Genomic DNA, 13,351 nt, shown 5'->3' with positions numbered 1-13,351 from the left:
CGCTCTTTTGCACGAGGCAAACCGATGGGCCAAACAGGCTTGCCGCCGTTACCTGATTTTCGTTGGCGATAGCCGCTGTCACAAGCTGGATCAGGACAAGGGAGGCAATGCGAAGCCAATTCGAGAGGCACGATATGTACGGCAAGCCATCCTCTTCCCTGCTGAGCCGGCGCAAGGCGCTTGGCCTGATCGCGGTGACCGCCGGCGGTGGTGCCTTGCTGCCGGGCGCGGCAATGGCCGCCCAGTCTTCGGAGCCCTCGCCCTATGCCGGATTGGCCCTGTTCGAAACCGGCGCCGGCGTCTGCGCCATTACGCCCGAGGTGACCGAGGGACCGTTCTATTTCGATCCGAAGCTCGAACGTGCCGATGTTACCGAAGGCAAGAAGGGCATTGCCCTTACCGTGAGGCTGCAGGTCGTCGACGCGGCCTGCCGCCCGCTTGCCGGCGCCCGCGTCGACATCTGGCATTGCGACGCGCAAGGCGCCTACTCCGGCTATCCGGGACAAGGTGATGGCAGGGATGTCGATACGTCGGGCCAGGCCTTCCTGCGCGGCTGGCAAAGGACCGACGCCAGCGGCATTGTTTCCTTCGCCACCATCTATCCTGGCTGGTATCGCGGCCGCACCACCCATATCCACTTCAAGGTCTTCCCCGATGACAATTCGGTGATGACCGGCCAGTTGTTTTTCCCCGACAGCCTCAGCGAGCAGATCTTCACCGCCGTCGCGCCCTACAATGACCGGCCCGGCAAGCGTGACACCTCGAACGCCAGCGACCGCATCGCCAGGCAGGCCGGACCGCGGTCGCAGGCGGCGCTGCGCGAAGTGGCGGATGCCTATCAGGCGCTGATGATCATTGCGGTGAAGCCCGGATGAGCTGTGCGCGCCGGAACTTCGCCTGCCGCGAAAACTCCGGCCACGAAACTCGTTTGTCATCTAACTGAAATAATCATCTGGCATTAGCCACGGCGGACACCGCAATGCTTGCCGGCAAAGCTGTTTGGGACGCCGGATTCTTTTTATCGTCGATTGCCAACCGGCTGGCAGCTTCTATGCTGCCCGCACCGGTACGGCCGAAGAGGGATGACCATGGCCAAGGCGGACAAGACTGCGACAATGAGCCGGCTGCATTCGGCGGCAAGGCTGGCAAGAACCGCGCTGGCGGCGCGGCTCCTGGCGCACGGCTTCTATGCCGGTCAGGATCAGATCATGCTGGCGCTCGACCGTGAAGACGGCCAGACGCCGGGCAATCTCGCCGGCCGTCTCGGCGTGCGCCCGCCGACTATCACCAAGACCATCAACCGGTTGCAGGCCCAGGGTTTTCTGGAAAAGCGGGCCTCGTCGGCCGATGCTCGCCAGGCGCATATCTTCCTCACGGACACCGGCCGCGATATCATCCACGCCATCGAGAAATCGGTGAAGAAGACCGAAAAGCAGGCGCTGAAGGGCCTCGACAAAAAGGACCAGAAGGCGCTGTTCAAGCTGCTTGCCCGCATCGAGGCCAACCTCTCGAACGAGGAACTGGTGTTGGTCGACGACGACGCCGAGTCGGACGAATGAACGCCTGATCCCGGCGCAACGATCAAGCCGCCGCCGCGGCGTATCCACGGATCAGCGACGACCAGCGTCCCGGCGTCATGCCGAACGCCTTCTTGAAGTGCCTGATAAAGTGGCTCTGGTCGCTGAAGCCGGCCTCGATGGCGATCTGCGCCAATGGTTCGCCCGCGGCGATCATCCGCCGCGCGCGCTGAAGCCGGCGCATCACCAGGAAGCGATGCGGGCTGGTCGAGAAGGCGGCGCGGAAATGCCGTGACAAGGCATAGCGGTCGAGCCCGGTGATCGCCTCCAGTTCGCCGGAATGCACCGGACGGGCGAAGTTTTCCGCGAGATAGTCACGCGTGAGCGTCGCCGCCCGCCACGCCGTCCTCGCGATCGGCTTGGCTGGCTGGCCCGCATGCCGGGTCAGGCCTTGCATCAGTTGGGCGAGGAAGTCGGCAATGAACAACTCATCGAGTTGCTGTTCCAGCGGCCCCAGCGCCGAAAGCAGCGTTGCGCGGAAGGCGCCATCCGTCACCACGCCGTCCCGGACGAAGGGCAGTGATGCGCCGCCAAGGCAGTCGAGCATCAGCGACGGCTCCAGGTAGAGCATCCTGTAGCGCAGGCCGTCCTCGGTGCCGGCGCCGCCATCGTGCAGCTCGTCGGGATGCAGCACGATGATCTGGCCAGGCAGGCTGTGGCGCGTCGCGCCGAGATAGCGAAATGTCTGCACGCCATGCAGCGTCACCCCGATCGCATAGGTGTCGTGGCGATGCAGCTCGAAGGCGCTGCCATGGAACCGCGCCTCGATCCTCTCCATACCGGCAGGATCGGGGGCGGAGATGATGCAGTTTTCCGCCGCATCAACGCACAAACGTCCAAGACCCTCGAAGGCCTGGCTGCCTACATCGTGCGACATCGTCTCCTTCAGCCTCGAAATCGGGGCGCAACCTCGAATGGTCAATGTCACATGTTCGATACCAAGTTTGCAATCGTGCTCAGGGACGATCTGCCAGTCTGGCAGAAACTCAACGTCACCGCTTTCCTGACCAGCGGCATCATCGCCCAGTTTCCGGACATAATCGGCGAGCCTTATCTCGATCGCGCCGGCAATCACTACAATCCGCTGTCGATCCAGCCGGTCATCGTGCTGTCGGCCGACCAGGCGACGCTGGGGACGATCCACCGGCGCACGCTGGAGCGCGGTGTGACGACATCGCTCTATGTCGAGGAGATGTTCTCGACCGGCTTTGACGCGGCCAACCGCGCCGTCTTTGCCGAATTCGCGCCCGACGATGCCAAGGTGGTCGGTATCGCGCTTCGCTCCGAGAAGAAACTGGTCGACAAGATCACCAAGGGTGCCCGCATGCACGCCTAGTCCAATGCTCACGAAAGACTAAGCCTGCCGGCGGCTGTTGTTGTGCCAGCCGGCTTTGGCCCGGCGGCAGGCGACAATTGGCTTGCCGGCAAGCGACATTTCCCGCAAAGGTGGGCTCCAGCCCTGCTTCCCACCGGCCTGCAAGTGAGTGCTCCCCAAAAACACCTAGAAAGCGCGACGCCTCCCGTGGCGATCCTGTGCATGCTTTCCACCTATGTCTGCTTCACCTTCCTCGACACCAGCAGCAAATATCTCGTCCTTGCCGGCGTGTCGGTGCTGATCGTCGCCTGGGTGCGCTTTGCCGTGCATGTGGTGCTGGTCGGCGCGCTCCTGCGCGGCTGGCGCGAGCCGGCGCGGTTTCGCCCGGACAGCCTGCCGGCACATGTCCTGCGCGGCCTGTTCCTGTTCGGCTCGACCATCTTCAACGTCCTGGCGCTGCGGTCCCTGCAACTGGCGGAGACGACGTCGATCTATTTCTTCGGGCCGATGGTGATCACGGCACTTGCCGGTCCGCTGCTGGGCGAATGGGCCGGCTGGCGGCGTTGGCTGGCGATCCTGGCTGCCTTCGCCGGGGTTCTCATCATCACCCGGCCAGGCGTGGGTGTTTTCGGTGTCGGGCACCTCTTCGCGCTCGGTTCGATGCTGTCGAACTGCTTCTACGTCATCATGACCCGCCGCATGTCGGCAACCGAGACGCCGGAAAGCCTCATCCTGTTCTCGGCGCTCGCCCCGGCGCTGCTGCTTTTGCCCCTCCTGCCGTTTTCGTTCTCCCTGCCGCATGATGGCTGGCATTGGTTCGTGCTGCTCATGCTCGGTGTGTTCGGCGCCGTCGGCCACTGGCTGCTGGTCCAGGCCTATCGGCTGGCGACGACCACGGCATTGGCGCCCTATCCCTATTCGCAGATGGTGTGGATGATCATTTCCGGCTGGATCGTCTTCAAGCAGTTTCCCGACCGCTGGACACTGGTCGGCGCCGCCATCATCGTCGCCAGCGGCCTTTACATCGTCCATCGCGAGCATCGGCTCCGGCTGCGCAGCCGCGCTGCCTCGGATGTCGAGGCGGAAGCGCTGGCAAAAAAACTTTGATTTGCTCCCAATCGATGGCATAAGGCCGCCTTTAAACAGTTTAAATCGATTGGGGAGCGCAAGGCGCTGGCACAGAAGATCAAGCTCTCGACGATCGCGGATGCGCTTGGCGTGTCCACGGCCACGGTTTCGCTGGCCCTGCGCGACAGCCCGCTGGTCGCGGGCGCCACCCGCGACCGCATCAAGGAACATGCCCGCGCCATCGGCTATATCTACAACCGTCGCGCCGCCAGTCTGCGTACCTCGCGTTCGGGCATTGTCGGTGTCGTCGTCCACGACATCATGAACCCGTTCTTCGCCGAGATCCTGCGCTCGATCGAGAGCGAGCTCGACCGCAGCCGGCAGACCTTCATCCTGTCCAATCACTACGATCAGCTCGAGAAGCAGCGCACCTTCATCGATACGCTGCTGCAACTCGGCGCCGACGGCGTCATCATGTCGCCGGCCATCGGCACGCCGGCTTCCGACATTATGATGGCCGAGGAGAACGGCCTGCCGGCGGTGCTGATCGCGCGCACCGTCGAGGGCGCCGACGTGCCGGTCTTTCGCGGCGATGATGCCTATGGCACCGCGCTCGCCACCAATCACCTGATCTCGCTCGGTCACAAGCGCATCGCCATGATCGGCGGCACCGACCAGACTTCGACCGGCCGCGACCGCTACCAGGGCTATCTCAATGCCATGGAGGCGGCCGGGCTTGAAGTCAGGCCGTCTTGGCGCATTGCCGGCCCGCGCACCAAGCAGGCCGGCTTCGAGGCAGCCGGGCAGTTCCTGGCGCTGAAGGACAAGCCGACGGCGGCATGCTGCTGGAACGACCTCGTCGCCATCGGCCTGATGAACGGCATCGCGCGCGCCGGCCTGGTGCCGGGCATCGATATCTCCGTCACCGGCTATGACGATCTCGAAGAGGCGGCGATCGCGACGCCGGCGCTGACCACCGTCTGGAACGGCCAGCGCGAGGTTGGTCGCCGCGCCGCCAGCGCGCTGCTCGACAAGCTCAACGGGCAGACGGTGCGGCCGTCGCAGGAATTGATCAAGCCGGAACTGCATGTGCGCCAGTCGACCGGCAAGCCGGTGGAGCGTGCATGACCAAGGCCGTACAGCTGCAAGCGGTAGCCATTCTGGTGCCGCGCGACTTCAGCGACCACGCGGTCGAGCGCATCGACCGAACGTTCAAATGCATCAGGATCGAGCACGCCGATCCGGCGCTCGTCACTGACGAGATGCGTCGTGGCGTGCGTGGCATCGCTGCGTTCGCCGGTATCAACGCGGCGATGATGGATGCATTGCCCAATCTCGAACTCATCGCCTCCTTCGGGGTCGGCTACGATTCGGTCGATGTCGGCCATGCGGCCGCGAAAAACATCATGGTCACCAACACGCCTGATGTGCTGACCGAGGAGGTCGCCGACACCGCCATCGGGCTGCTGATCAACACCGTCCGTGACCTGCCGCGTGCCGAGACCTGGCTGCGTGACGGCAGTTGGGTGCGCAAGGGCAACTATCCGCTGAGCCGGCTGACCTTGCGTGGCCGCAAGGCCGGTATTTTCGGCATGGGCCGCATCGGGCAAGCCATAGCCCGCCGGCTGGAAGCGTTCGGACTGCCGGTCGCCTACCACAACCGGCGCAAGGTCGACGGTCTTTCCTACCAGTACCACCCGACACTGAAGGGTCTCGCCGAAGTGGTCGATACGCTGATTTCGGTGGCGCCCGGCGGCGCCTCGACGGAGAAGGCGGTCAATGCCGAAATCCTGTCGGCGCTTGGCGCGAACGGCGTCTTCGTCAACATCGGCCGCGGCAGCACGGTCGATGAGGCGGCACTTGCGGCAGCGCTTGCCAATGGCGCCATCGCCGCTGCTGGCCTCGATGTCTTTGCCGACGAACCGAACGTGCCCAAGGCGCTGCTCGACGCGCCGAACACCTCGCTGTTGCCGCATGTTGGCTCTGCCTCGGACCACACCCGCCGCGCCATGGCAGATCTGTGCGTCGACAATCTGGTCTCCTGGTTCACCGAGCGCCGGCCGCTGACATCGGTGCCCGAGACGGTGCATGTCAGGGCACGAAGCTGAGTGACGGGCTGCCACATTTATTAACGTCAGCTTAACCCTTTGAAATCATTCTTCATCCTGTCCGTGCTCGTGGATGAACATGATGAAAACGATTTCCGCATTGATTTCAGCCGCCGCGTTGTTCGGCGGCGTTGAGCTGTTCCATGACGGCAGCGGTGAAAGTGCTGCCGACGAGGTCGCGCCGTCCAGCAACTACAGGCTGGTCGCCAATGGCGACGAGGCGGTCTGCCCGGTCAGTCGCGGCGCCGCAATTTCGGATGGCCTTTCCCTGCTCACCGTCGCCTCGACCTGCCGTCGGCTCTTGCCAGGCATCGAGCGGGCAAGGTTCTGGCGTGAGAAACAGGACGGCACGGTCGCCTTCAGCGCCAATGGCATCGATCCGATCGTCACTTTCGCGGTTGCCGATGGTGACGGTTACGAATCCTATGCGCCAGCCACGCCCTTGCTGTCGCTTGCGGCCACCGGTGATTTGAGCGCTGGCGACTGATTATTCCGCCGCGGCGCGCGCGCCGGATCTTGCCGCCGCGTGCAGGCGCACCGCATCGCCGAAGGCGCGGAAGATCCTGGCCGAGTTGCCGTCCGACTTGACCCAGTATTCAGGATGCCACTGGACGCCGACGGCGAAGGCGCGGGCGTCCTTCACCGACACCGCTTCCACCGTCCCGTCGGTGGCGACGGCCTCGATCTGCAGGTTGGGCCCGAGCCGGTCGACGGCCTGGCGGTGCACCGAGTTGACCAAAATGTCACCGGCACCGAACACACCTGCCAGACAGCTTCCAGGTGCGATCGTCACCTTCTGGCGGATGCCGAAACGTTCGTCCTGATTGTCGCTTGCCGGCGCGCGATGGTCGAGCGAGCCATCGCGCTCCTGGATCTCGGTGGCCAGCGTTCCACCCAGCGCCACGTTCATCTCCTGGATGCCGCGGCAGATGGCGAGCAGCGGCACGCCGCGCTCCACCGCCTTGCGGATCAGCGGCAGCGTGGTGGCGTCGCGCGCCGGGTCATAGGGGCCGTTGGCCTCGCTGGCATCGCCGCCATAGAGCGAGGGGTGCACATTGGATTTGGAGCCGGTGACCATGACGCCGTCGACCGACGACAAGAGTTCGTCGAAGTCGAGCCTGTCGCCGAAGGACGGCACCAGAACCGGGAATACGCCGGCGCCTGTTATCGCGGCCTCCAGATATTGCTGCGGGGCGGCATGCCAGGTGTAGTTTTCGAACTGACGTACGTCGGTCGATATGGCGACGAGCGGCTGGTGCATTTTGGCTCTGTTTTCCATCTGGGCAAGGAATGTTCTGCCCCCAAAATAGGCCATCCGTGGGCATTTTTCCATGGCAAGTTTCAGCGTGTCGCATGGGCCACGAATCGGTCTGTTAGACTATAGTTGCAAGGTCATGTGGCTTCGCCGTCAAATCCGGCCACCGCGCTGGACTCGACTTTTCGCCTGTGTATTGTTCGGGCGAACCGATACGGGGAGACGAGGATTCCCGAACGTCGGTCTGTAGGTCCAAAAGGGAGGAACTTCATGGATCGTCGTTCGTTCATTCGCAAGGCCGGCGTCACCGGCGTCGGCGCTGCTGCCGCGGCCGCAACGCTTGCCGCGCCGGCAATAGCCCAGTCCAACCCCAAGGTGACATGGCGGCTGGCGTCGTCCTTTCCGAAGTCGCTCGACACCATCTATGGTGGCGCCGAGGTGTTCTCCAAGATGCTGTCGGAAGCCACCGACGGCAACTTCCAGATCCAGGTCTTCGCCGCTGGTGAGCTCGTGCCCGGCCTGCAGGCCGCCGACGCCACCACGGCCGGCACTGTCGAGGCCTGCCACACGGTGGCATATTATTACTGGGGCAAGGACCCGACATGGGCGCTCGGCGCGGCGGTTCCCTTTTCGCTCAACGCGCGCGGCATGAATGCCTGGCACTACCATGGCGGCGGCATCGACCTGTTCAACGAATTTCTTGCCACGCAGGGCCTTTTCGGCCTGCCGGGCGGCAACACCGGCGTGCAAATGGGCGGCTGGTTCCGCAAGGAGATCAACACGGTCGCCGACCTTTCCGGCCTCAAGATGCGAATCGGCGGCTTTGCCGGCAAGGTGGTGCAGAAGCTCGGTGTCGTGCCGCAGCAGATCGCCGGCGGCGACATCTATCCGGCGCTGGAAAAAGGCACCATTGACGCGGCCGAGTGGGTCGGTCCCTATGATGACGAGAAGCTCGGCTTCTACAAGGTCGCGCCCTATTACTACTATCCCGGCTGGTGGGAAGGCGGCCCGACCGTCCATCTGATGTTCAACAAGGCGAAATACGACGAGCTTTCGCCGGCCTACAAGTCGCTGCTGCGCACCGCCGCGCAGGCGGCCGACGCCAACATGCTGCAGAAATACGATTATTTGAACCCGGCAGCGGTGAAGCGGCTGGTGGCCGGCGGCGCCAAACTGCGCCCGTTCAGCCAGGAAATCATGGCTGCCTGCTTCGAAAAGGCCAACGAAGTCTACGCCGAAATGGAAGCCTCCAACGCGCCCTTCAAGAAGATCTGGGAATCGATCAAGGGCTTCCGCAAGGAGCATTATCTCTGGGCGCAGGTGGCCGAGTACAACTACGACACCTTCATGATGGTCCAGCAGCGCAACGGCAAGCTGTAGACCACCCCACTGCATCGTTAAGCAGAGACCCCGGGCCGGCGCGCCCGGGGTCTTTCATTTCAGGCTGGGCACCACCAGCACCTTGACCTCGCCCGGAGCTGGCGGATTGGCGATCACCGTCGGCGCGTCCTCGAGCGGCACCTGCCTGGAGATCAGCCGGTCGATTTCGATCGCGCCCGACGCGATAAGCTCGGCCGCCCGGCGATGAGTGTAGGGATTGAGGAAGGAGCCCAGCACCCTGAGTTCCCGGAACAGCAGGTCGAACGGCTCGAATTCCGCTTTCATGCCTTGCGGCGTCACGCCGACGATGACGATCGTGCCGCCGGCTCGGGCCAGCCGCATCGACTGCTCGACGGTTTCCCGCACGCCGGCGCATTCGAAGACGACGTCGACACCGCTGGGCGCCAGCCCAGCTGGCCCGGCGATGGCATCGATGACATCGGCTGCGGTCGGATCGACCGTCGCCGTGGCGCCGAGATCCCTGGCCAGCGCTCGCCGCGATGCCTGCCTGGTCGACAGGATGATGGTCCTGGCCCCCGCCAGCCGCGCCAGCTGCACGGTGAGCAGGCCGATCACGCCGCCGCCAAGCACGGCCACCGAGCTGCCCGGCCCGATTTCGGCAAGGTCGACACCATGCAGGCAGCAGCCGAGCGGCTCGCAGAAGGCGCCATGCGTCGGTTTCAGGCCGGCAGGCAGGACGAAAGCCTGTTTCTGCGGCAAGGCGAGATATTCGGCGAAACCGCCGTCGCGATGGATGCCGATGGCGCGCAGATTGCTGCACAGATTGACCCGCCCGGCATGACAGTGCGCGCAACGCCCGCAGGCGATGTTGGGGTCGCCGGTGACGCGGTCGCCGACGGCAAATGCCGAGACGGACGTTCCGATCGCCTCGACGATGCCGGAGAACTCATGCCCGGGCGTCACCGGCGGCGTGCACGGAAATTCGCCGTGGAACAGATGCCGGTCGGTGCCGCAGACGCCGCAGGCTTCGACGCGTACCAGAAGTTCATCCGGTCCGATGTCAGGCTTGTCGACCTCGCGCAGCGCAATGCTGCCCACCGCTTCAAGCCGCACCGCTTTCATGATCGTCGCCATGCCTGTTTCAGTTGAAGCTTGGCGGTTGCGACAGGTCCGGCTGCGGTGCCGCCGGCTGGACTGGCGGCGTGTCGCCAAAGCTCGGCGGCTGCGACAGGTCGGGGGCGGCGGGAGCGGCCGGAGCCGTGCCGCCGCCGGCCGGCGGTGCACCGAGCGGCGACAGGCCGGGTACCTCTGGCACCTTGTAGTCGATGGTGCCTGGATCGACGGTCGTGCCCTTGTAGTGCATCACCATCTGCGGGAAGGCGATGGTCAGTCCGATCATGATGACCTGGATGCAGACGAAGGGAACCGCGCCCCAATAGATCTGGCCGGTGGTGACCGGCGCGATCTGCTTGCCGGTGAGGCGGTCGAGATAGGGCACGCGGGCAGCCACCGAGCGCAGGTAGAACAGCGCGAAGCCGAAGGGCGGGTGCATGAAGCTTGTCTGCATGTTGACGCCCAGAAGCACGCCGAACCAGATCAGGTCGATGCCGAGCTTGTCGGCGGCCGGCGCCAGCAGCGGCACGATGATGAAGGCCAGCTCGAAGAAGTCGAGGAAGAAGGCCAGGAAAAAGACGAGGATGTTGACGCCGATCAGGAAACCGACTTCACCGCCCGGCAGCGAGGTCAAAAGGTGTTCGACCCAGATGTGGCCGTTGACGCCGTAGAAGGTAAGCGAGAACACGCGCGCGCCGATCAGGATGAACAGCACGAAGGACGACAGCCGCGTCGTCGAGGTCAATGCCTGCTTGACCACGTCCAGCGACAGCCGCCCCTTTGCCGCGGCCATGATCAATGCGCCGACACTGCCCATGGCGCCGCCCTCCGTCGGGGTGGCGATGCCGAGGAAGATGGTACCCAGCACCAGGAAGATCAGCGCCAGCGGCGGGATCAGCACGATGATCACCTGCTGCGCCAGCCTGGACATCATGTTGAAGTTCAGCCGTTTGTCGGCAATTGCCACGATGTAGATGAAGAGCACCCCGACAGTGGCGCCGAGAATGTCGGCATTGTCGCCATGCGCCGGAGCGAGGTAGTAATACGCCGCATAGGAGATCGCGACCGACACCAGCAGCGCCGCCAGGAGCGACAGTACGCCGTGGCCGAGCGTACGGGCTTCCAGCGGCAGCGCCGGCACCGACGCCGGCCGGACGATCGACATGATCAGGATGTAGAGCGCGTAGAGACCGGTCAGCACCAGGCCCGGGATCAGCGCGCCCGCATACATGTCGCCGACCGAACGGCCGAGCTGGTCGGCAAGCACGATCAGCACCAGCGATGGCGGGATGATCTGGGCGAGCGTACCCGACGCCGCGATGACGCCAGCCGCCAGCCGGCGGTCATAGCCATAGCGCAGCATGATCGGCAGCGAGATCAGGCCCATGGCGATGACGGAAGCGGCCACCACGCCGGTTGTCGCGGCCAGCAGCGCGCCGACGAAGATCACCGCATAGGCGAGGCCGCCGCGGATCGGCCCGAACAGCTGGCCGATCGTGTCGAGCAGGTCTTCGGCCATGCCCGATCGTTCAAGCACGATGCCCATGAAGGTGAAGAACGGAATGGCCAGCAGCGTGTCGTTCGACATCACCCGGCTGCCGTAGAAATTGTCCGGCAACGCGTGCAGAAGCGGCCAGGCGAGGTTGATCGATCCACCGGAATAGGGCGAGAGGAGCACGCCGATGAAGAAGAACATCAGGCCGTTGGCGGCCAGCGAAAAGGCGACGGGGTAGCCGATCAGCAGGAAGATGATCAGCGAGGCGAACATGATCGGCGCCATGTTCTGGGCGATGAACTCCATCACGAGCGCACCTCTTCGGCCATCGCCTTGGCTTCGAGTTCGGCCTGCTCATGTGCCGATATGAATGGATTGGGATCGTCCATGTCGCCGCGCATGATGGCGATCTTCTTGATGATCTCGGAAATGCCCTGCAGCGCGAGCAGGAAAAAGCCGACGAGCAGGATGGCCTTGGCCGGCCAGATGATCAGCCCGCCGGAGTTGTTGGACATCTCGCCGCTGCGAAACGACAGCGACACATAGGGAACGAAATAGATCACCATCAGCGTCACGAACGGCATCAGGAAGAGGATGTGGCCGAGCAGGTCGATCCAGTGCTGCACGCGGCGCGAGAACAGGCCGTAGACGATGTCGATGCGGATATGCTCGTTCTGCTTCAGTGTGTAGGCGGCCGCCAGCATGAAGGCGGCTCCGAACAGATACCACTGCAACTCGAGCCACGCGTTGGAGGATATGTCGAACACCTTGCGGATGATGGCGTTGGCGGCGCTGACCAGGATCGCCAGCAGGATCAGCCACGATACCCACTTGCCGATGAATTCGTTCGCGCGATCGATGGTCCTTGATAGAGCGAGAAGCCCTGCCATGCATTCCTCCCTGGTATTGGAGGCGTGCCGGCTTCCCCCTTGTCTCCGTCACGCCGCGTGGTCCAACGGTATGCCGCGCGTGGACTGACGGGTCAACAAGGATAGCGGCGGCAAAACATCATCGAACGAGCGGCAGGGCCGGATACCGGCGGCCTGCCCTCGCGGCATGCAACCAAAGTCTGATACGGTTCAGACGATCTTCCGCTGGTCGCGGCCGGCGCCGATCAGCACCAGCATGGCGACGAGGAACACGTACATCCAGGCGTCGCGCCATTCGAGCGGGAAATAGCCCGCCCACAGCGATTCGGCCATGCCGAAGGCAGCCGCACCGAGCGCCGCGCGCGGCGGCGAGAGATAGCCGCCGACCGCCGTCACGAACAGGATCTTCAGACCATAGGTCAGGCCGGTGCCGAAGCTGATGTTGCCATAGTAGATGCCGGCAAGCACGCCGGCGAGCGCGGCGCAGAAGCCGCCGAACAGCACCGCGTGGCGGAACACGGCACGCACGTCGACGCCGCACATCGCCGCCGCCTTGGGGTCGTCGGAAACGGCGCGCCATGACCTGCCGAAGCTCGAGCGCGCGAACGCCCATGCGGCCAGCGCGATGGCCGCCAGCACGGCGGCGCAGTCGAGCAGCTGGATCAGCGTCAGCGTCGCCTTGAAGCTGTCATCCTGCGCGAAGATCACCGGCACCGCCAGCATCGGCGGCAGCCATAGATCATGGGTATCGGCGGCGATGCGGCTCGCCTCCGACAGCACCAGCAATATGCCGAGCGTCGTCACCACGATGGCGTTGGGCGAGCGGTCGGCCAGCGGCTCGAACACGTTGCGCGACAGGACATGGCTGATCAGCGCCGCGTAAAGGAAAGCCGCGACGACGCCGAGCGCCACCGCTGCGAACAGCGTCATCCACAGAGCCTGGTAACCGAAGGCGGCGGTAAGGATCATCGTGTGGCCGCAAAAGGCGAACACCGCGCCATAGGCGAGATTGGTGCGGTGCAGGATGCCGTTGGTCAGCACATAGCCGAAGGCGAGCAGGGCATAGAGAGCGCCCGAATGCAGCCCGTTCAGAACCTGCTGGAAGAAATAGAGCATGCACGGTCCTCAGAGCTTGTCGCCCAAAAGTGCGAGGCGGTTTTGGGACGACGACATGCTCTACTGAAGGTCGCCGCGGACGCCGCGCCCGAAG

The 13,351-nt window shown here is 64.2% G+C and carries 14 protein-coding genes; 8 read left to right on the top strand and 6 right to left on the bottom strand.

Annotation, left to right across the window (positions count from 1 at the left end; genetic code table 11):
• The first annotated feature begins 134 nt into the window (after positions 1 to 134).
• Complete coding sequence (locus OOJ09_RS04820) at positions 135 to 875, top strand: intradiol ring-cleavage dioxygenase (RefSeq protein WP_269904851.1); 741 nt, start codon at positions 135 to 137, stop codon at positions 873 to 875.
• A 213-nt stretch (positions 876 to 1,088) separates the two neighbouring features.
• Positions 1,089 to 1,559: a MarR family winged helix-turn-helix transcriptional regulator gene (locus OOJ09_RS04815; protein WP_269904103.1), complete on the top strand. Its 471-nt coding sequence runs from the start codon at positions 1,089 to 1,091 to the stop codon at positions 1,557 to 1,559.
• Between the two features lie 22 nt (positions 1,560 to 1,581).
• On the opposite strand, the gene OOJ09_RS04810 is transcribed toward OOJ09_RS04815, so the two are convergent.
• On the bottom strand, positions 1,582 to 2,454 hold the full coding sequence (locus tag OOJ09_RS04810) for an AraC family transcriptional regulator (protein ID WP_269904102.1): 873 nt from the start codon (positions 2,452 to 2,454) through the stop codon (positions 1,582 to 1,584).
• Between the two features lie 51 nt (positions 2,455 to 2,505).
• Here OOJ09_RS04810 and OOJ09_RS04805 point away from each other — a divergent pair, with 51 nt between their 5' ends.
• The 5 genes from OOJ09_RS04805 to OOJ09_RS04785 all read left to right on the top strand — a co-directional run bounded on the left by OOJ09_RS04805 (position 2,506) and on the right by OOJ09_RS04785 (position 6,555).
• Positions 2,506 to 2,913: a DUF2000 family protein gene (locus tag OOJ09_RS04805; protein ID WP_269904101.1), complete on the top strand. Its 408-nt coding sequence runs from the start codon at positions 2,506 to 2,508 to the stop codon at positions 2,911 to 2,913.
• 201 nt (positions 2,914 to 3,114) lie between these two features.
• On the top strand, positions 3,115 to 3,999 hold the full coding sequence (locus tag OOJ09_RS04800) for a DMT family transporter (protein ID WP_269904100.1): 885 nt from the start codon (positions 3,115 to 3,117) through the stop codon (positions 3,997 to 3,999).
• A 66-nt stretch (positions 4,000 to 4,065) separates the two neighbouring features.
• On the top strand, positions 4,066 to 5,088 hold the full coding sequence (locus OOJ09_RS04795; protein WP_269904850.1) for a LacI family DNA-binding transcriptional regulator: 1,023 nt from the start codon (positions 4,066 to 4,068) through the stop codon (positions 5,086 to 5,088).
• Positions 5,085 to 6,068, top strand: a complete 984-nt coding sequence (locus OOJ09_RS04790) for a 2-hydroxyacid dehydrogenase (protein WP_269904099.1) — start codon at positions 5,085 to 5,087, stop codon at positions 6,066 to 6,068. The genes OOJ09_RS04795 and OOJ09_RS04790 overlap by 4 nt, the downstream gene beginning before the upstream one ends.
• Before the next feature lie 82 nt (positions 6,069 to 6,150).
• Complete coding sequence (locus tag OOJ09_RS04785; protein WP_269904098.1) at positions 6,151 to 6,555, top strand: hypothetical protein; 405 nt, start codon at positions 6,151 to 6,153, stop codon at positions 6,553 to 6,555.
• On the opposite strand, the gene OOJ09_RS04780 is transcribed toward OOJ09_RS04785, so the two are convergent.
• Positions 6,556 to 7,329, bottom strand: a complete 774-nt coding sequence (locus tag OOJ09_RS04780; RefSeq protein WP_269904097.1) for a gamma-glutamyl-gamma-aminobutyrate hydrolase family protein — start codon at positions 7,327 to 7,329, stop codon at positions 6,556 to 6,558.
• Between the two features lie 264 nt (positions 7,330 to 7,593).
• Here OOJ09_RS04780 and OOJ09_RS04775 point away from each other — a divergent pair, with 264 nt between their 5' ends.
• Positions 7,594 to 8,703 (top strand): TRAP transporter substrate-binding protein, encoded by a 1,110-nt coding sequence (locus OOJ09_RS04775; protein ID WP_136621867.1) that lies wholly within the window; start codon positions 7,594 to 7,596, stop codon positions 8,701 to 8,703.
• Between the two features lie 54 nt (positions 8,704 to 8,757).
• Here OOJ09_RS04775 and OOJ09_RS04770 read toward each other — a convergent pair whose 3' ends face one another.
• From OOJ09_RS04770 to OOJ09_RS04755, 4 genes are all read right to left on the bottom strand, one after another.
• The gene (locus OOJ09_RS04770; RefSeq protein ID WP_269904849.1) at positions 8,758 to 9,786 is read right to left on the bottom strand and encodes a zinc-dependent alcohol dehydrogenase family protein; all 1,029 of its coding nucleotides are present in this window, start codon (positions 9,784 to 9,786) and stop codon (positions 8,758 to 8,760) included.
• 19 nt (positions 9,787 to 9,805) lie between these two features.
• Positions 9,806 to 11,578 (bottom strand): TRAP transporter large permease, encoded by a 1,773-nt coding sequence (locus OOJ09_RS04765; RefSeq protein ID WP_420107500.1) that lies wholly within the window; start codon positions 11,576 to 11,578, stop codon positions 9,806 to 9,808.
• A complete protein-coding gene (locus OOJ09_RS04760) occupies positions 11,578 to 12,162 on the bottom strand; it encodes a TRAP transporter small permease subunit (RefSeq protein WP_269904095.1) in 585 nt (194 codons plus the stop codon). The genes OOJ09_RS04765 and OOJ09_RS04760 overlap by 1 nt, the downstream gene beginning before the upstream one ends.
• A 189-nt stretch (positions 12,163 to 12,351) precedes the next feature.
• The gene (locus tag OOJ09_RS04755; RefSeq protein WP_269904094.1) at positions 12,352 to 13,257 is read right to left on the bottom strand and encodes a branched-chain amino acid ABC transporter permease; all 906 of its coding nucleotides are present in this window, start codon (positions 13,255 to 13,257) and stop codon (positions 12,352 to 12,354) included.
• Between the last annotated feature and the right edge of the window lie 94 nt (positions 13,258 to 13,351).

It is taken from the genome of Mesorhizobium qingshengii (genome assembly GCF_027563465.1).
GTDB classification, from domain to species: domain Bacteria; phylum Pseudomonadota; class Alphaproteobacteria; order Rhizobiales; family Rhizobiaceae; genus Mesorhizobium; species Mesorhizobium qingshengii_A.
The sequence above is the reverse complement of the archived record's forward strand: the minus strand, read 5'-3'. Positions and strand labels throughout refer to the sequence as shown.